Raw genomic sequence first — 18693 nt, 5'->3', positions numbered from 1 at the left:
ACGATGCGCGCGAGTGTGTGCAACTGCCGATAACAGTTGCCGCTAACGGCACATCGTTCGGAGGACACCGGGATGCTCGGGTGTCACCAGCAGGCGTGTCGCCGAGGTCAGGGGCGATGTCGTTTGCTTCGAGAATCTAACCACGACTCGGTCCGATGTTCCAGTGCGATAGCATGCGATCGACTTGTTTCACCCTCCTCGTGTGGTTGCTGCAGGAGGAACATGAATTGGTCGACCGTCCAGCACGGGGCGTCGGGGATGTACACGCTTGCGTCTGCTCGGAGAGAGCCGGAGGTAGGGATGTGTACGACGCCAAGAAATTCGTGAATGTCGTGGACCGGATGGTCACGGTCGCCGAATCGATGTCCGACGACGACGCCGTCTTCACCGAACTGACCGCTGCGCTGACTGCTGTGTTCGACATCGTCGGCACCAGTGTGCTCGTCTTGGGCGACGACGACGATCTCCACGTCGCTTCGACCTCGGGGGCGATCGAAGCGATCGAACGATGTCAGACCGCTGTACAGCACGGCCCCGCGTACGACGCCTTTCGCGGTTCGCGGATCGTTGCCGTCGCCGACATCGCGCGGGCTCGCCATCGTTGGCCGCAATTCGTGGACGTTGCTGCACACGCGGGAATCGGTGGGGTGGCCGCATTCCCGTTGCAGCGTGGGAACGACGACGTGATGGGCAGTCTGGTTCTGTATTCGACTGTGTCTCGAGCGTGGTCGGCTACCGACCTGGATGCGACCAGGGTTCTCGCACGGCTCGCGATCGCTCAGCGCGCCTCTGCGAAACAGCTCCGCACGATGACCGAGGTGTCCGAACAGCTGCAGCACGCTCTCGAGTCGCGCATCGTGATCGAGCAGGCGAAGGGCGTTCTCGCTGCGACGAGCAACATCGACACGGAGGCAGCCTTCGAGCGAATGCGACATCATGCTCGCCGTCACCGGATGAGGTTGCGAGACGTCGCGCAGGCGGTCGTCGACTATCGAGTTCGACTTTGATGCTGGAGGGGGTTCCCAGCCGGTGGGGTCCGGAGTAGCGTCGAAGTCGTTCCTTGCTGCGGACTTCCACCCCCCTTTGACAAGTCCGGGCCAGAAGAGGGACGCGAAGGCCCCGGCAAAACCCCCCCGTTGCCGGGGCCTTCACCTGTTCCCGTCGATCTCGGCTCTGTACTTGCTCTTTCGAACTTTTCGGTCCGTTTTCCCTCTCGCGCCCGAATTTTCGGGAAACATGGAAGTTATGCATCGGTCGATCGCGCTGGTTGCTTGTCGCCGGTTGCGCGGTGTCTGAGATGTATCTGCATCCGAAGGACGGCGTCGCGATCGTCGTCTGCGTCGAGAACACCCGATCGGAATGGGTCGCACGGTTGCGTGCATCGATCGACGGCATCGGGCCGTCGCACCGGCCACTGTCGTTGACGGTGTGGTCCGACGCGACGCACTTCGGACATGCTGTCGTCATCGGGCTCGACCCCGAATTGGGCTGTTCCAGGCTTGCCGTCGACCCCGACGCCGAGAATTCGGTGCGACGCATCGTTGCGTGGCTGTGTCACCCGATCGCCGGACTCTACGTCAGTACGTGATTGCCGGAACGGCAGACAGCGGGCATGGTGCGCCGTCATAACGTACCGACGGACGTGTACCATCGTCCGAAACAATCTTTTGGACGGTTTGTCCCCGAGGCAGACCGATGACCGAAGACCGTTGTTCGGCCTGGCCCGTAGCGGCGAGCATGGATGGTACGGACGAGACCGATGCGAGGGGGGTTCGCATGATCGCCGACGCAAGTGCGTTCGTCGTCGCAGGAGCTGTTCTTGTCGCGCTCACCGCAGGTATTGCGGGTATCGGTGTCCTCGGTCGAGGTGCAATCGCAGCCACCGACCGGCTTTTCGCCCCGGCAATTCCACTGCTGCTGCTCGGTTCGCTGCTCTTCGTGGCCGGTGTCTGGACGACGGGCGCGGAGGACCCGCGGGCCATCGTGACGAAAACCGCGATCAGTTGGACGACGATCACTGCGGGAGTGGTCATCCTGCAATTCCTCCGGCACTCGACGTCGTTCCAGGGACTCGACCGATGGGTCCCCGGTTCGGACGGGTACGACGTCGTCGCATGACGATCGGGGCGCGGAGCGCCCTGTCGCGGAGGTCGATCGGGGCGGGTGCGCGCAGCCGGAGGTAACCGGCGATTCGAAAGTCGACGTCGGTGACGGATAGGGTGCAGAGCAGTAACGATCGGGACACGGGCTGTTGCAATCGGGGAGCGCATGGTTGACGCGTCCTCGATCCCAGGCAGGATGAATCCGACCTTCGGCCTAGAAGCAGACCGACCGACATAGCGAGACAAGAGCGATGACTGACTCACTACGCGACACCACGGCATCGGTGTGGACTGCGAACTCCCTGTTCGCGGGGGACGACATCACGGCAGGCGACCATCGGGCCACCGACTGGGCAAGTACGCCGCTCGGTCCCGTCGAATCCTGGTCGCCGGAGCTGACCGCTGCAGTCGCGACGGTGTTCGATTCGGACGTGGCGATGCTGCTGTGGTGGGGTTCCGACCTGGTTCAGATCTTCAATCACGCGTACACGCCGTTTCTCGGTACGAAATATCCGACAGCGATCGGTCAGCCCGCCGCCGAATGCTGGCCGGACGTATGGCCGGACATGGGTCCTCTTGCCGACGAAGCACTGAAGGGGCGAACCACGCACGGCACCGAGGTCCGGCTGTTCGTGGACCGGCGTGGCGGGGTGCCCGAAGAAACCTTCTGGACGTTCTCCTACAGTCCGATTCGCAGTGCCGATGGTGGCGTGCTCGGGGTGTTCGTCGCGACCAGTGACGTGACCGGACGGGTCCTCGCCGATCGCCGTATGACCGCGATGCAGCGACTCGGTGCCATATCGACGACACAGGGTCAGCATCCGGTGACGACCTGCCGCGCCGCGTTGACGATGCTGTCGGAGTACGAGTCCGACATGCCCGTGCTGATGCTCTATCTCGATCCGGTGGCCACGTTCGACGTCGACGGTGCGCATCGACTCGGGAGTGCAGACAACGTCGTGCCGCTCGACGACGGCCGAACGCTGGAATTGGTCGCTGTCGGTGAGGGCATCGAGCCCGACGACGCGCACCGATGGATCGCCACTGCCCATGGCACCGGCGGTATCGCCGAAGCCGTCGCCTCCGGGTCGGTCGACCTGGCTGGCGGGCTGCCCACTGTCGACGGCGGGCCCGCAGTCGAGTCAGTGCCCATCAGCGACATCGTTCTGCTTCCGTTGCGAATTTCGGGCAGGACGGAGCCGGTCGGTGTTCTGGTCGTCGGAACCAATCCGCTCCAGGTGGTCGGCGATCAGTACCGCTGGTTCCTGGATGTCGTCGCAAGTCGTCTGTCCACGACGCTCACCGATGTCCTGGCGTTCGAGTATCAACGTCACCGCAACGATGCATTGGCCGAACTGGACGAAGCGAAGACCCGGCTGCTGCAGAACGTCAGCCACGAGTTCCGTACCCCGCTGACGATGCTGTTGGCTCCACTTCGCGATTTGGTGCAGTCGACCGACGGGTCCGACCGTGCCGCAGCGGACCTCGCACTGCGCAATGCTCAGCGGCTGCAACGACTCGTCGATTCCCTTCTCGACGTCGCCCGAGCGGGGGCCGGGGCACTTGCACTCGATCGTGCGCCCACGGACATCGACGAACTCACCCGCGCCTGCGTCGACCGGTTCGACGGCGCGGTCGAGGCGGCAGGATTGACACTCGACGTGTCGATCGACGTGAGGCCCTCTGCGATGGTGTCGATGGACCGCGAGAAGTGGACACGTATCACGACCAATCTCGTCGCGAACGCGATCAACTACACGCGCGCCGGCAGAATCGGAGTGTCGCTCGGTCGTTCGGCGGGGAATCTCGTTCTGCAGGTATCGGACACGGGGATCGGTCTGAGCGACGAGGACCGTGCGCGCGTCTTCGACAGGTTCTATCGAGTCGCCGGCGCGGAAGGCCGAAGTGCGGAGGGCTCGGGAATCGGACTTGCACTGGTGGCGGAGCTGGTCGCCGCGCTCGACGGCACGGTGACGGTGGACAGCACACTCGGTGAGGGGAGCACCTTCACCGTCGTGGTGCCCGCAGGCGACGTGTCGGTACCTCCGCCGGCGTCCACGCCGGCAGTGATCGACTTGGACAGCGCTGTAATACAGCCGAGTTCGGGCGAGCTCGAAATTCACCGGGGTGTGCGCGGCGATGCGACGCGCTCGGTTCTGCTGGTCGAGGACAACGTCGACATGCGCGAGTACCTCGTAGGACTGTTGACGGCCGAGAACTGGAACGTGCACGCGGCAGGTGACGTCGAGACTGCTCTGGCTCACGCGCGTTCGACACCCCCGTCGCTGGTGCTCACCGACGTCATGTTGCCCGGGCGAAGCGGCCTCGACCTCGTTCGTGAGGTCCGCAGCGATCCAGCTCTCGTGCGTCTGCCTGTGGTCGTCCTCACCGCGCGGGCAGGTACCGAATCGTCCGTCGAGGGTCTCGAATCGGGCGCCGACGACTACGTGGTGAAACCGTTCGCGCCCCGCGAGCTGATCGCTCGTCTGCGGGTGCATCTCGAATTGGCTGCGTTCCGAGAAGAATTGCTCGAGGCGAGTCAGAACGAGGCGACGACGCTGAAGGAGGCCATGCGGACCCGCAGCACGATCGGCACCGCGATCGGTCTGCTGATGGCGGCGAACAACTGCGATGCCGACGAGGCCTTCACGAAGCTGACGACCTTCTCGCAACACAGCAACCGAAAGGCGAGGGATGTGGCGGCGGAGATAGTCGCGGACTTCACGCGTTCGTAGACGATCTCCACCGCAACGAGTCACATACTGAACGCCCCGCTGAAGTCGAGCGGGGCGGCTTCGATGTGGCGGCCCCGCGGGGTTGAATCCACCAGTTCGCCGTCGCGGACGACGACGCGGCCCCCGACGAGCACCGTCACCGGCTTACCGCGTAGCTGCATGCCTTGGTAGGGAGTGTAATCGGTGGCCATGTGAAGGTCCTCGACGTCGACGGTCCACTTCAGGTCGGCATCCCACAGGACGATGTCCGCGTCGGAGCCCGGCATCAGCGACCCCTTGCGTGGATAGAGTCCGTTCGTTCGTGCCGGGTTGGTCGACGTGAGTTCCACGAATCTGCTCGGCGTCAGCCCGCGTTCACCGACGTACTTCGAGAACACGACCGGTAGCCGCGTTTCCACACCGGGCAAACCGTTCGGCATGTGCCTGACGTCGTGACGGTGGCGTTGCTTCTGAGTCAGGTCGTAGCAGCAGTGATCGGAACCGATCGTCGTGATCTGACCGGTGAAAAGATGTTTTCCGAGGCCGTCGACCACGTCGGCGGAGCGCAACGGCGGGCAGCAGACGAACCGTTCCGGTTCGTCGCCGGAGTACTGGGAGTCATCGAGAACGAGGTGGTGCGCGACGGCCTCGGTGAACGCGACGAGCCCACGTTTGCGAGCGTCGGCGACGAGTTCCACTGCGGCGGAACTCGATTGGTGCACGAAGTAGACAGGTGCGCCCTGGGATTCCGCGATGGCGAGTACGGCTGCGACGGAGGCGGATTCGGCCAGCTCCGGACGAGTACGCGACATGTTCGACGCGTCGATCCCGTCGGTGTGTGCTGCGAGGTTCTGCGCATCCACGACGATCGCGTCGGATTCGCAATGGATGATCACCATGCCGCCCAGATCCCGCGTCGTCTGCATCGTGTTGAGAATCGTGTGCTCGTCGGCCATCGTCTCGCCGGCATATGTCGTGAACATCTTGACCGTGCGTATGCCTGCGTCGGCCATGGTCGCCAGCTGCTCGGCGGTGGTGTCGTCCCACTCGACGACGCACGCGTGCAGCGCCGAATCACACAGTCCCTCGGACGCTTTCGCGCGCTGACCCTCTGCCGCGTCGAGTGGACGCTGCCCGGGCCGCGGAATCGCGAAGTCGACGATGGTGGTCGTTCCCCCGAACACGGCGGCGGTGGTGCACTCGAGGTAGGAATCCAGTGAGGTGAACTCTCCGGATGTGAATCCGACGTGACAGTGCGGATCGACACCGCCCGGCAACACGAGCTTGCCGGTGGCGTCTACGACCTCGGCGGACTCGTCCACGGGCGCACCCGGTGTCAGCACAGCGAGGATCTTGCCGTCGTCGACGAGCAAATCCGCTGGTCCCATCCAGGTGGCTTCGACGACGGTCCCGCCGCGCACCACCTTCACGACCTGGCCCCGAGGTACGCGCGCCAGCCGCCTGCGTCGCTGATGTCGACGACGCCGTCGGCCGTCAGTGCGTTCTCGCGCATCCGCATCGACAACGAGCCGCTCCCGTCGGCGAGCTCGATGACGCCGAGTTCGAGTTCGACCGGCTCGCGCGGAAGCAATTCCTCGCGCAGCACGTCGTACTCCACCTCGTACAGCTCACCGGGCACCACGCGACCGTCGTCGGTGACGGGGTGCAGTCCGGGGAACTCGTCGCGGACGGAGTAGAAGCGGTACTTGGGTGCGGTGTCGACCTTGCCGACGAACTTCGCGTTCTGCAGGGCGTCGTTGAGGCTACCGCCGGACATCGCCTGTCCGTTGACGAACATCGTGACCAGTGCCATCGAAAGTATCTCCTCTAGAGAGTCGGGGTGGCGACGAGACGCGCAGGTGAGTACGCGTCGACGTCGACCGCTGGGTTCTTACCGAGTACGAGCGCCGTCAGAACGTCCGCCCACAGTGGCGCGAACGTGAACGAGTATGTGCCACCGGCGACGAAAAGACCGCGCGCGGAATCGAGTTCACCGATGACAGGCATCTCGTCGGGAGTGGTGACGACGGGACCCGTCCATGCGTCGAGCAGCGTTGCGTGGCCCAAGGATGGAAGTATCCGGGACACCTGCGCGCGACTGCCGGTGGTGCTGTCCGTGTTCAACGGAGCTTTCCCCGTCGGATGGAACGGTCCGGCCGGCCAACCGCCACCGAGGACGATTCGTCCGCGTCGATCCTGTTTGACGGACATTCCTTCGCCGACGTGCTGAACCAGGACGTCGAGCGTTCCGGGGGCCGCCTCCAGCGTGTGCATCTGCAACGACGTCGGCCTGAGATCGAGATGCACGCCCGCCAGCGCCGCGACGTCGGCCATCCACGGGCCTGCGGCGTCGATTACGGAGTGTGCGTTCCACGTTCGGTCGAACGAGGTCACGATCCAGCCGTCCGTTCGACGGTCGAGCGCGGTCACGGGGGTGTCGGGGTAGAAGATCGCGCCTTCGAGAATGGCCTGGCGCAGAAGTGCAGGCGTCGCGAGATCGGGCTCGGCGAAACCGTCCCAGGCGCACCAGGTCGCAGCCAGAACGTCCTGACCGAGGAGGGGCAACGCCTGTCGCGCCTCGGATCCGGTCGATATCTCGGTGGGAATGCCCGCGGCTGTCTCCCATTCGTGCTTTTCGTGCAGAGATGCCACCTGCGCTTCGGTTTCGGCGACCATGAAGCCGCCACACCGATTCAGCCCCAGCTGAGGAACGTTCTCGGCCAAACCGTCCCACAGAATGCTCGTCGCATTCTGCAGTGGCAGAAGCTTCTTCACATCCATCGGCGTTCCCTGCCCCGGGCGTCGGGTGTGGATGCTCTGGATATGCAGGTTGCCTGCGGTGGTTCCGGAACCCTGGGTATTGGCCTGGGACCGGTCCAAGACTGCGACCGTGGACCCGGCGCGGACCAGAGCGAGCGCCGTAGCCGCGCCGACGATTCCGGCTCCGATGACGACGACATCCACCTCAGGCTGCATGGCCTGCTCCGAGGACTCGTGCCGATGCCTCGGCGACGCCGGACTCGTCGACAATGGTCTGCAGCGCGGCGAGAGTGTCGGTGGCAGTGACCGGCAACAGCGGCGGGCGTACGTGTCCGCCGGGTTGGCCGAGAAGATTCATGACGGCTTTGAGCTGGGGGATCGGCGACGCGTACACACCGCTGTAATCGCCGCCGATGAGACGAGACGAGTACGCGCGGTACTTGTCCGCCCACATACGCGCGGTCTCGACGTCGCGGTCGGCCACCGCCCGATAGAACGGGACTGCGAACGGCGCACCGACGCCGCCACCGTCGATGTTGCCGTCGCCACCCAGGTCGAGCAGGGTGGCGAGACCGCGGCGGTGAAGAAAGCTGCCGAAAACGCGTACTCGATCGGACACCGCTTCGACGGTGTCGAGCATCTTCAGCCAGTCCCCGGTGCTGTCCTTGATGGCCGCCACGTTTCCGATGTCTGCCAGCCGAGAGAACAGGCCGGGCGTCGACCCCATGTCGACCGCAACGCCGCGCGGCCAGTTGTAGACCATGAAGGGGAGCTGTGTCGCGCCCGCGACGGCGTCGTAATACGAGACGATTTCGTCGGGACTCGGGTGGACGTACGGCGGTGGCGTCGCCAGAACTCCGTCGGCACCGGCGGATTCGGCGTGCTTGGCGAGGGCGGACGACTCGGTTTCGGTGTAGGCGCTGACGCCGATCACGACAGGGAAGCGTCCGGCGACTGCGTCGACCGCCACCTCTGTCACGGTACGGCGCTCGTCTTCGGTCTGGCTGTACCATTCACCGGTACTTCCGTTCACCAGAACCCCGTCGACGCGCATGTCCGCGTAGAGGTTCATCAGGGCACCGAGGCCGTCGGTGTCGAGGGCGCCGGTTGCAGTGAACGGGGTGGGAGCTGCGGGCCAGTAACCGGACCATGCGACGTCATCGCGATTCATGAGGAGCCTTTCGAGCGGAGTGCGCTGAGATTCGAATATCCGATCGCGCTGATTGTGCGCGGGTTATGGGATCGATTGCATAGACTGCCGTCGGAGGGGTCGAGCAGTCAAGCGGGAAACACAGATGTAACGCAGACGCGATCGAATACCCCTACGCGACAACCAGGTCCGAGAGCGAGCAGGAGCGAATGACAGTCACCTTGATCGATGTCGCACAGGCTGCGGGAGTGTCGCGGAGTACAGCGTCCCGCGCCCTCAGTGGATCATCGCTGATCTCTGCCGAGACCCGCGCAGCAGTGGAACACGCGGCACGGGCCCTGGGTTACCGGCCCAATCGTGCAGCGAGCGCGCTGCGCTCCAATCGGTCCCATCTCATCGGGCTCGTCATGAACAACCTGATCAACGCGACGTTTCACACCGTCGCCGAGGTCGTGCAGAAGCGGGCGTCGGCGAGCGGATTCCAGGTGTTGCTGTGCATCACCGACGCCGACCCCGGCAAGGAGAACGACGTTCTGTCGATGCTCGGCGAACACGGGGTCGACGGCACTATCGTCATCGGCAGCGGTCGCAGCGCCGACGCGTCGAACGCACTGTTGTCGGCCGGAAGGGGCGTCGTCAATCTCATCCGGTCCGTTCGGGGCAGTGGGGCGCCGACGGTTCTCGCCGACGACCTGGAGGGAGCGAAAGAGGCGACCGCGCACCTGCTCTCGCTCGGGCACACCCGCATCGGGTACATCGGGGGCCCGGCCGACGCGACGTCCGGCCGGGAGCGATTCGACGGCTACTGCCGCGCCTTGGCGGACGCGGGCGTAGACGTGGACGAGGGACTGATTCGCAAGGGGCCGTTCACCACCGAGTTCGGTGCCGAGGCCGTGAATCTCCTACTCGACGACGCGCGCCCGATGACGGCCCTCTACGCGGCGAACCACGAGGCGGTGTTCGGCATCCTGCCCACCTTGTCGGCGCGAGGCGTGTCCATCCCGGACTCGTTGTCGCTCGTCTGCCACGAGGACATGCCCTGGTTGAAGATGTGGCAACCGCCTGTCACCGTCGTGGACAACGGGGCCGCTCAGTTGGCCAATGTGGCCATGGATCTGCTGTTTCAGCAGATCAACGACGCGGCGGTCCCGGACGGACGTACCTATCGAATCGGCGCACGGCTCGTCGACCGCGATTCGTGCCGGCCCGAGCGCTCATGACGGACGCGGTGCGTAAACAGTTGGTGTCGTCGATTTCGAGCGTGTTAACCGCGTTGACGGCCACGAATCAGTCTGCGACGCTTTATGCAATCGATCCCATCGATGAAGACGACTCGATGCCGATTCCAACCAAGGCCCTCTGCTGCAATGCAATTCGAACATTGCGGCCCCCTCGAAAGGCTCACCACATGCGCAAGACCACGGTAATCGCGGCGACGTTGCTCGTCGCTGCTGCCGCCGCCGGATGTAGTTCGTCGTCCGACGAAAGCGCCGTACCCACCGACTGCACGCCCACCCTCGGAGCCGCGGATCTCGCAGAGGAGGGTGTGTTGACGATGGCCACCAACGCCACGCTGCCTCCGATGCAGTACGTCGACGCGAACGGCGACGTGATCGGAATGCGCGTCGATCTCGGCAAGGAGATCGCGAAGCGACTGTGCCTCACGCCCGAGTTCGTCAACATCGAGTTCGACGCTCAGATTCCGGGTGTGCAGAGCGGTCGTTGGGACATGATCGACACCGGCATGTTCTACACACCGGCGCGTGCCGAGACGATCGACCTCGTTCCGTACGAGGTACAGGCCGTGTCGATCTCGGTGCCGTCGGGCAATCCCGAATCCATCTCCACCGTCGACGATCTCGCGGGAAAGACCATCGGCGTCGAGGCCCCCGGGTACGAGTTCGACACGCTGACTGCGCTGTCCGAGCAATTTGTCGCGGAAGGCAAGCCCGCGTTGACCGTTCAAACGTTCAAGACCAACGCCGACGCCTACCAGGCGCTGTCGGCCGGGCAGCTGGACGGAACCTCGATCGTGGAGTCGGTCACGTCCTTCTACCAGTCCGACGGCCGATTCGAGACCGCGGTCGGCGGCATCAACGAGGCACCGCTCGCGATGGGATTCGCGAAGGACAGCAAGGCTGCACCCGAGGTAGCGCGTGTGCTCGACGAGATGCGCACGGACGGATACCTGCCGGACCTCTTCGACCGATACGACGTCACCGGCTACGACGGAGCCATCGAAGTCAGCACCGGCCCGCTGGACAGCTGAGTCACCGACAAAGGAAAGGCAATTTCGATGTGGTCGTGGGACGCATTTTTCTCCATCCTGACGAGTAGACAGCTGTTGGAAGGTGCATGGGTCACCATCTGGCTGACGGTCGTGAGCATGATCCTCGGCCTTGTTCTCGCCGTCGTCGTCGCGGCGGCACGGTCGTCGCGTCTCACACCGTTGCGTGCGGTGTCCGGATTCTATGTGTGGCTCATGCGCGGAACGCCGCTGCTCGTGCAGTTGGTCATCATCTATACGGGCCTTCCGCAGGTCGGTATCAAGCTGGGTGTGATCGAAGCTGCACTCCTCGGTCTGGTCCTGAACGAAGCGGCCTACTTGTCCGAGATCGTCAGGTCCGGCCTGATGTCCGTTCCCACCGGTCAGACCGAAGCGGCACGGGCCCTCGGCATGTCGCCGGCCAAAGTCTTCCGCGTCGTCGTGCTTCCGCAGGCGATGCGTGTGATGATCCCGCCCTTGGGAAACAGCTTCAACGGTCTGCTCAAGACCACGACGCTGGTGTCGGTCATTTCAGTGCAGGAGTTGCTGCGACGCACGCAATTCCTGGTGCAAGTCAACTTTCGTGTGCTCGAAGGCCTCATCGCCGCCGCGCTGTACTTCCTCGTCTTGACGACCCTGTGGGGCCTGATCCAGAAGATGATCGAAGTGCGAGTCGGTCGTGGCTACGACCGCAACTACAAGCGTAAGACTCGTGACGACCGAAAAGCGTTGGACGCCAGCGCGATGGAAGCGGAAGCGGTGAACCGATGACGATGCTGGACACTGGCGTGACGATGATCGACGTAAGCGGTATGACCAAGGCGTACAACGATCTGGTGGTGCTCGACGGCATCGACTTCTCGGTGCGCAGGGGCGAAGTGGTGCTGCTGCTCGGTCCGTCGGGAAGCGGAAAGAGTACGTTGCTGCGCACGTTGAACTGCTTGGAGACGATCGACTCGGGCACCGTCCGTGTATGCGGCGAGGTGATGGGATTTTCGGACGACGCGACGCGTCGACCGCTGTCGGAGTCGCGTCTGGCGAAACAGCGACACCACACCGGCATGGTGTTCCAGAGTTTCAATCTGTTTCCGATGATGACCGCCGTCGAGAACGTGGCGGCCGGACCGCGGCACGTACTCGGCATATCGAAGGATCAGGCGCGGTCCGAGGCCTTGTCCCTGCTCGACATGGTCGGCCTCGGTGACAAGGGCGACAACTACCCGTCACAACTGTCCGGTGGCCAGCAGCAGAGAGTGGCCATCGCACGAGCGCTCGCAATGAAGCCGAAGGTGATGCTGTTCGACGAACCCACGTCGGCCCTGGATCCCGAGATGGTGAACGAGGTGCTGGACGTCATGATCAGGCTGCGTGACGAAGGGATGACCATGGTGGTGGTCAGCCACGAGATGGGATTCGCACGCGCTGCCGCCGATCGCGTGGTGTTCATGAGTGACGGCAGAATCGTCGAGGACGCACCGCCGAACGAATTCTTCACGAACCCGAAGAACCCTCGGACTCGGCAGTTCTTGAGTCGCATTCTCTGAGGCGTCGGCTCTGCAAGGTTTCGGAGAACCCGATTTTCGGGGACACTCGGTAGCGTGACCACCATCGGAACCCGTGTGACAGAAGAAGTAGTCCTTGTCGATTCCGAGGGGAATGCTGTCGGAACGCATCCCAAGTCGTCGGTGCACACGACGAGCACGCCGCTCCATCTCGCGTTCTCGTGCTACGTGTTCGACGGGGACGGCCGAGTGCTCGTCACCGAGCGTGCGCGTCACAAGAACACGTGGCCAGGGGTGAGAACGAACAGTTGCTGCGGTCATCCTGCGCCCGGAGAAGACATGGGAGAGGCGGTGATTCGCCGTTTGAAGCAGGAACTCGGAATCACCGTCACCGCCCCGTTCCTGTTACTTCCGAAGTTCCGCTATCGCGCGGTCATGGAGAACGGCGTGGTCGAGAACGAGATCTGCCCGGTGTTCGGAGTGCGCTACGACGGGCCCGCCCCCGAGCCGAATCCGGACGAGGTGCATCGTGCGGACTGGATTCCGTGGTCGGAGTTCTCCCGGTTCGTTCTCGATGGGGGAGACGTGTCGCCGTGGTGCGAGGAACAAATGCCGCTGCTCGTGCAACTCGGCGACGATCCCGGATCCTGGCGGGCAGGCGAGGAGTCCGACCTCCCGGCGGCAGCGACGTACACGGCGCGCTGACCGACCACGGCGTTTCGTAGCCGGTGTCATTCGAACAACCGACACCCGACCCGATATGGTTGATCGGTGGATCACACACGGAGGTCGTCGGGCGTCATCGAAAGCACACGAGGAGCGGTCGGGGTACATGCAGGAGCGTGCTGAGAACACTCGCCAGGCCGTGCTGGTGGGCGCAGCCGTCAGCTTCGAGAAGTACGGGTACGGAACGGCGAGCCTGTCCACGATCCTCTCGCACGCCGGGGTGACCAAAGGCGCGATGTACTTCCACTTCTCGTCGAAGGAAGATCTCGCCAACGCGGTCATCGACGCTCAACATCAGCTCGCCATGGACGGTCTGCGGACGGTTCTCGATCATGTTCCCACCGCGCTGGACGCGATGATCCTCGCCAGCCAGGAGTTGGCGCGTCAGCTCGTCGTCGAGCCCGTCGCTCGTGGTGGAATGCGACTGACGCTCGAGATCGGCAGCATCCAGACGCCGGTGAAACGTCCTTACATCGACTGGATCGAATCGATCGGCAAACTTGCGGCCAGGGCTGCCGCCGAAGGCGACCTCGTCGACGGCGTCGACCCGGAGATGTTGGCCAAGTTCGTGGTCGGTGCCTTCACGGGCGTGCAGACGTTGTCGGAGGTTCTGCACGGTCGCTCCGATCTGTACCAGCGCCTGAGTGAGATGTGGCAAATCCTGCTGCCGGCCGTGGCAGCGGACTCGGCCCTCGATCGGGCTCTGGCGGTCGCGCGCAACGAGCCGCGGGACTGGGCGGCGTCCTAGCGTATATTTCGATTTCAGGACACGACCGTTGTCCGGAACGAGGCTTTTCATGACCGACGTGCTTTCTCGCCGCGACCTCGACTTTCTGCTCTACGAATGGCTCGACGTCGAATCATTGTTGTCGCGCAAGCGTTTCGCCGAACATTCGCGCGAGACGTTCGACGCCGTCATGGATCTGTGTGCGGATCTCGCGCACAAGCATTTCGAGCCGCACAACAAGAAGTCCGACGCGCAGGAACCCAGGATGCGCCCCGACGGTTCCGTCGAGATGATCGACGACGTGAAGACGGCTCTCGACGCGTACTCGGCGGCGGGGCTGATCGCGAGCCAGTTCGACGAGAGCGTCGGGGGAATGCAGTTGCCGACGACCGTCGCGCGAGCGGCGATGGCCTGGTTCCAGGCGGCCAATGCGTCGACGGCGTCCTATCCGTTCCTGACGGTGGCCAACGCGAATCTGATCGCGACGTACGGGACCGCGTCCCAGATCGACGACTACGTCCGGCCGATGCTCGAAGGCAGGTACTTCGGCACGATGTGTCTGTCGGAACCACAGGCAGGATCGTCGCTCGCCGACATCACCACGCGCGCCTTGCGGCAGGATGACGGCAGCTACCGGCTCACCGGCACCAAGATGTGGATCTCGGCAGGCGACCACGAGCTCACCGAGAACATCGTCCATCTCGTCCTGGCCAAGGCGGAGGGTGGTGGCCCCGGCGTCAAAGGTATCTCGCTGTTCATCGTTCCGAAGTTCCTCCCGGGCGGCGCGCGCAACGATGTGACTCTCGTCGGGCTGAATCACAAGATGGGCAATCGCGGTACCACCAACACGCTGTTGGCGTTCGGTGACGGAACCCATTCGTCGGACGGGCAGTCCGGGGCGATCGGCTTCCTCGTCGGCGAGGAGCATCGCGGGCTGTCGTACATGTTCCACATGATGAACGAGGCGCGCATCGGGGTGGGCTTCCTGGCGATCGCGCTCGGGTACGTCGGTTATCTGAAGTCGGTCGATTATGCGAAGGTGCGGACTCAGGGACGTGCTCTCGGCGCGAAAGACCCTCTCTCACCGCCTGTTCCGTTGATCGAACACGCTGACGTCAGGCGGATGCTGCTGGCGCAGAAGTCGTACGTCGAGGGCGCGCTTGCACTGGGTCTGTATTGCTCACGCCTCGTCGACGAGCAGGACACGGCGGACGACGACGGGGTGAAGGCCGAGTCGACTCTGCTGCTGGACGTCCTGACGCCGATCGCGAAGAGTTGGCCGTCGCAGTGGTGCCTCGAGGCGAACAGCCTCGCCATCCAGGTACACGGCGGGTACGGATACACCCGGGATTACGACGTCGAACAGTACTACCGCGACAATCGCCTCAATCCCATCCACGAAGGCACGCACGGCATTCAAGGGCTCGACCTGCTCGGCCGGAAGGTCACGATGCAGGGTGGTGCAGGACTGATGCTGCTCGTCGGCCGCATCGCGGCCACCGTCGAGGCTGCACGGACGGTCGGCCTGTCGGACTACGCGGACCCGCTGAACGCAGCGACTCAGCGAATCGCCGAAGTCACCGCCGGACTCTGGGCGACGGGTGATCCCGCTGTCGCGCTGGCCAACTCGACGATCTACCTGGAAGCGATGGGGCACATCGTCATTGCATGGATGTGGCTCGAACAGCTCCTCGCCGTCGCCGACAAGTCCGGCGATTTCTACGACGGCAAGCGGCACGCTGCTCGCTACTTCTTCCGCTACGAGTTGCCCAAGGTCGGGCCCCAGCTCGATGTGCTTGCCTCGCATGATCGTACGACGCTGGACGCGAATCCCGCCTGGTTCTGACCGCAGACCCGTGCGCGGCAATGTACAGCCCGCTGTACATTGCCGCGCACGGGGGCGTCAGCTGCCCAACAAGGTGAACGAATGTTCGCGGATCAGGATCGTCGGACCACCCGTCTCGTAGGCCTGATCCGGGTCGCTCGACAGCACCTGTCGCCAATTGCCCTCGGGCAGAACGAAATCGACGGTCGCGGGGGACGAATTCACCATCCACGCGAAGACGGTGTCGTCGTCCCCGGAGGCCAAACGGACGAGCATCGACAGCGCCGACGCGTCGTCCCAGTCGTCGTCGCCGAAGATCTCACCGTCGGCGCGATAGAAGTCGACGGTGTTCTCGCTGCCGCTGTCACTCCCGTGTCGGAACCATGTGGGGCGCAGCGCGGAATGGGCGGCACGCAACCGGATAAGGTCAGTGGTGAAGTGCTTCAGTTCTTCGTCCGCCGATGACCAGTCGAACCACGACAACTCGTTGTCCTGGCAGTAGGCGTTGTTGTTGCCCTGCTGAGTCCGACCGATCTCGTCGCCGCCGAGGATCATCGGCACTCCGGCGGACAACAGCAGTGTCGCCAGATGATTGCGCTGCTGGCGGGCGCGCAACGCGTTGACGCCCTCGTCGTCGGTCGGACCCTCGGCGCCGCAGCCCCACGAGCGGTTGTCGGACTCGCCGTCGGCGTTGTCCTCGCCGTTCGCGTCGTTGTGCTTCTCGTCGTAACTGTTCAAGTCCGCGAGCGTGAAGCCATCGTGCGCGGTCACGAAGTTCACCGACGCCAGCGTCGGTCGTCGCGTGCTCTCGTACACATCGGGACTGCCGGTGATGCGCGTTGCGAAGGCGCCGAGCGAGCCCGGTTCACCGCGCCAGAAGTCACGCACGTCGTCGCGGAACTTGCCGTTCCATTCCGACCATCGAGCCGGGAATCCGCCGACCTGGTATCCCTGCGTGTCCCACGGCTCGGCGATGAGCTTGACCGAGGCGAGCGTCGGATCCTGGTGCACCAGATCGAGAAACGCGCTGTGCTTGTCCAGATCCGCGTCCTGACGGGTCAGTGTGCTGGCGAGGTCGAAGCGGAATCCGTCGACGTGCATCTCGGTGACCCAGTAGCGAAGCGAGTCCATGATCAGAGCAAGCGCCGCGGGATGCCCGACGTTCAGGCTGTTTCCGGTGCCGGTGGTGTCGAAGTACGAGCTGCGGTCGTCGTCGACCAGTCGGTAGTACGACGCGTTGTCGATCCCCTTGAGCGACAGGGTCGGTCCGAGGTGATTGCCCTCGGCCGTGTGGTTGTAGACGACGTCGAGAATCACTTCGATGCCTGCGGCGTGCAATGCCTTGACCATCGCCTTGAACTCGTCGACCTGGCCGCCGGTGTCGCCGGCGCTGCTGTACTCGTTGTGCGGTGCGAAGAATCCGATCGAGTTGTATCCCCAGTAGTTCCGACGGCCCTCTTCGAGCAGATGAGAATCCTGTACGAACTGGTGGATCGGCAGAAGTTCGACGGATGTGACGCCGAGATCGACCAATGACTGAACAGCTGCGGGGTGAGCGAAGCCCGCGTAGGTGCCACGAAGATGTTCGTCGACTTCCGGATGGGTTTCGGTGAAGCCCTTGACGTGGACCTCGTAGACGACGGTGCGGTCCAACGGGATTCGCGGCGGAGTGTCCGAACCCCAGTCGAAATCGGACGCGACGGCCACGGACACGGGCATGGATCCGGCCGAGTCGGCGTCGTTCCGTGTCTCCGGCTCGTCGTGATGATGAGAGAAGACCGATTCGTTCCAGTCGACGCCACCTGCGACGGCACGGGCGTACGGGTCGAGAAGAAGCTTGTTCTTATTGTGGCGTAACCCTTCCGCGGGGTTCCACGGACCGTCGACGCGCAGTCCGTACCGCGATCCGGCCACCAGGCCGTCGACGATGCCGTGAAAGACGTGCCCGGTGCGTTCGGACAGCACCGTCGACGACAACTCGTTTCCGTCCTCGTCGACGAGGACGACGGTCACCGAATCTGCTGTTTCGGAGTACACGGCGACGTCGGCCGCACCGGTGTCCAGCAGGGACACTCCAAGGGGGTACGGCTTGCTGATGGGGGACGAGGCGTCGGTCATTGCAGCCCTGTACCCCGCGCAGGGTGGGGTAAACACGTTTGAGATCGACGCGGCGCCGGGTACGGACAGGCATGGCTGATTACAGAGTTCTGAACCCCAAGGGCGACGTCGTGGCAACCAAGACCATCGAGAGCGCCGACGACGCGCACGCATGGTTCATCGACCAGAAGGCAGACGATACCGAGCTGGGCTGGCGCATCGAGGTAGACCACGACGGCGAGTGGTCCTTCTTCGACGACACCGACGGCAACCGACCCCACTGAGTCGCTCGCACGCTGGTTCCGTCGTTACGGGCGGGTGTCCCGTAGCAACGGAACCAGCGGCACGCCGTTGTCGATGATCTCGTCACCGACCTGAACGAATCCGTGACGCGTGTACATCTCGACGAGGTAGCTCGGTGAATCGATACGGCAGGGCGCTGACCCGACGTCGGCCAGGGCTGCCTGCAGCAACCGCGTCGTATGGCCGTGGCCGCGATCGGCGCGCCGGGTGCACAGGTGCCCGAGGCTGTAGGACTTCTCGTTGCCCGAATTCTCTTCCAACAGGCGCACGGTTCCGATGACGTCCCCGTCCCGCTCGAGCCAGAAGTGCCGAGTGCGCGGAAGCAGATCGTATCCGTCGAGCTCCGGGTAGAAGTAGGCCTGCTCGACGACGAACACCTCGACGCGCAACTTCAGCAGGGCGTAGAGCCGATCCGTTTCGAGGTCGCCCGCCCAGGCTCTCACCAGAGTCGGTGGACGGTCGGTTGTGGGCGATGTACTCATGAGCAGTCAGTCCTCGGTCTGGTCGCGTGGGTCCGGAGG

At 64.0% G+C, this 18693-nt stretch carries 18 protein-coding genes; 12 read left to right on the top strand and 6 right to left on the bottom strand.

What is annotated here, in order from left to right; all coding sequences use genetic code 11:
- Window positions 1–302 precede the first annotated feature (302 nt).
- From HQ354_RS05225 to HQ354_RS05210, 4 genes are all read left to right on the top strand, one after another.
- The gene (locus tag HQ354_RS05225; RefSeq protein ID WP_068431617.1) at window positions 303–1007 is read left to right on the top strand and encodes a GAF and ANTAR domain-containing protein; all 705 of its coding nucleotides are present in this window, start codon (window positions 303–305) and stop codon (window positions 1005–1007) included.
- A 290-nt stretch (window positions 1008–1297) separates the two neighbouring features.
- On the top strand, window positions 1298–1588 hold the full coding sequence (locus tag HQ354_RS05220; protein WP_157105431.1) for a hypothetical protein: 291 nt from the start codon (window positions 1298–1300) through the stop codon (window positions 1586–1588).
- 188 nt (window positions 1589–1776) lie between these two features.
- Window positions 1777–2118 (top strand): hypothetical protein, encoded by a 342-nt coding sequence (locus HQ354_RS05215; protein ID WP_222634280.1) that lies wholly within the window; start codon window positions 1777–1779, stop codon window positions 2116–2118.
- Window positions 2119–2353: 235 nt separating this feature from the next.
- The gene (locus HQ354_RS05210) at window positions 2354–4837 is read left to right on the top strand and encodes an ATP-binding protein (protein ID WP_167674677.1); all 2484 of its coding nucleotides are present in this window, start codon (window positions 2354–2356) and stop codon (window positions 4835–4837) included.
- A 20-nt stretch (window positions 4838–4857) separates the two neighbouring features.
- Here the strand turns inward: HQ354_RS05210 and hydA are convergent, their stop codons facing one another.
- Genes hydA through HQ354_RS05190 form a run of 4 tightly spaced genes read right to left on the bottom strand, consistent with a single transcriptional unit; the run spans window position 4858 to window position 8747 of the window.
- Entirely contained in the window at window positions 4858–6246 is a 1389-nt protein-coding gene (gene hydA / locus HQ354_RS05205; protein ID WP_068431604.1) for a dihydropyrimidinase, read from the bottom strand.
- Window positions 6243–6629 carry a gamma-glutamylcyclotransferase gene (locus HQ354_RS05200; protein WP_068431601.1) on the bottom strand — a complete coding sequence of 129 codons (387 nt, stop codon included), beginning with the start codon at window positions 6627–6629 and terminating at the stop codon, window positions 6243–6245. The genes hydA and HQ354_RS05200 overlap by 4 nt, the downstream gene beginning before the upstream one ends.
- Window positions 6630–6643: 14 nt before the next feature.
- Entirely contained in the window at window positions 6644–7792 is a 1149-nt protein-coding gene (locus HQ354_RS05195) for an FAD-binding oxidoreductase (protein WP_068431598.1), read from the bottom strand.
- Window positions 7782–8747 (bottom strand): dihydrodipicolinate synthase family protein, encoded by a 966-nt coding sequence (locus HQ354_RS05190; RefSeq protein WP_068431595.1) that lies wholly within the window; start codon window positions 8745–8747, stop codon window positions 7782–7784. The genes HQ354_RS05195 and HQ354_RS05190 overlap by 11 nt, the downstream gene beginning before the upstream one ends.
- 188 nt (window positions 8748–8935) lie before the next feature.
- On the opposite strand from HQ354_RS05190, the gene HQ354_RS05185 reads away from it, so the two are divergent.
- The 7 genes from HQ354_RS05185 to HQ354_RS05155 all read left to right on the top strand — a co-directional run bounded on the left by HQ354_RS05185 (window position 8936) and on the right by HQ354_RS05155 (window position 15793).
- Window positions 8936–9946: a LacI family DNA-binding transcriptional regulator gene (locus tag HQ354_RS05185; protein ID WP_068431592.1), complete on the top strand. Its 1011-nt coding sequence runs from the start codon at window positions 8936–8938 to the stop codon at window positions 9944–9946.
- A 188-nt stretch (window positions 9947–10134) separates the two neighbouring features.
- A complete protein-coding gene (locus HQ354_RS05180) occupies window positions 10135–10995 on the top strand; it encodes an ABC transporter substrate-binding protein (RefSeq protein ID WP_068432031.1) in 861 nt (286 codons plus the stop codon).
- Between the two features lie 27 nt (window positions 10996–11022).
- Complete coding sequence (locus HQ354_RS05175) at window positions 11023–11763, top strand: amino acid ABC transporter permease (protein WP_068431589.1); 741 nt, start codon at window positions 11023–11025, stop codon at window positions 11761–11763.
- A 23-nt stretch (window positions 11764–11786) separates the two neighbouring features.
- Complete coding sequence (locus HQ354_RS05170) at window positions 11787–12536, top strand: amino acid ABC transporter ATP-binding protein (RefSeq protein WP_157105439.1); 750 nt, start codon at window positions 11787–11789, stop codon at window positions 12534–12536.
- A 54-nt stretch (window positions 12537–12590) separates the two neighbouring features.
- A complete protein-coding gene (gene idi, locus HQ354_RS05165; protein ID WP_084424057.1) occupies window positions 12591–13199 on the top strand; it encodes an isopentenyl-diphosphate Delta-isomerase in 609 nt (202 codons plus the stop codon).
- 127 nt (window positions 13200–13326) lie between these two features.
- Entirely contained in the window at window positions 13327–13968 is a 642-nt protein-coding gene (locus HQ354_RS05160) for a ScbR family autoregulator-binding transcription factor (protein ID WP_167674675.1), read from the top strand.
- A gap of 49 nt (window positions 13969–14017) precedes the next feature.
- Complete coding sequence (locus HQ354_RS05155; protein WP_167674673.1) at window positions 14018–15793, top strand: acyl-CoA dehydrogenase; 1776 nt, start codon at window positions 14018–14020, stop codon at window positions 15791–15793.
- Window positions 15794–15850: 57 nt separating this feature from the next.
- Here the strand turns inward: HQ354_RS05155 and glgX are convergent, their stop codons facing one another.
- Window positions 15851–17890 (bottom strand): glycogen debranching protein GlgX, encoded by a 2040-nt coding sequence (gene glgX, locus HQ354_RS05150; protein WP_167674671.1) that lies wholly within the window; start codon window positions 17888–17890, stop codon window positions 15851–15853.
- A gap of 71 nt (window positions 17891–17961) precedes the next feature.
- Between glgX and HQ354_RS05145 the strand changes: the two genes are divergently transcribed.
- The gene (locus tag HQ354_RS05145) at window positions 17962–18153 is read left to right on the top strand and encodes a hypothetical protein (protein WP_068431577.1); all 192 of its coding nucleotides are present in this window, start codon (window positions 17962–17964) and stop codon (window positions 18151–18153) included.
- A 24-nt stretch (window positions 18154–18177) separates the two neighbouring features.
- On the opposite strand, the gene HQ354_RS05140 is transcribed toward HQ354_RS05145, so the two are convergent.
- Window positions 18178–18654 (bottom strand): GNAT family N-acetyltransferase, encoded by a 477-nt coding sequence (locus tag HQ354_RS05140; protein ID WP_068431573.1) that lies wholly within the window; start codon window positions 18652–18654, stop codon window positions 18178–18180.
- Window positions 18655–18693: the final 39 nt, after the last annotated feature.

This window comes from Rhodococcus sp. BP-261, from assembly GCF_019835205.1.
GTDB classification, from domain to species: Bacteria; Actinomycetota; Actinomycetes; order Mycobacteriales; family Mycobacteriaceae; genus Rhodococcoides; species Rhodococcoides kyotonensis_B.
This window is presented reverse-complemented; position numbering and strand designations above follow the sequence as displayed.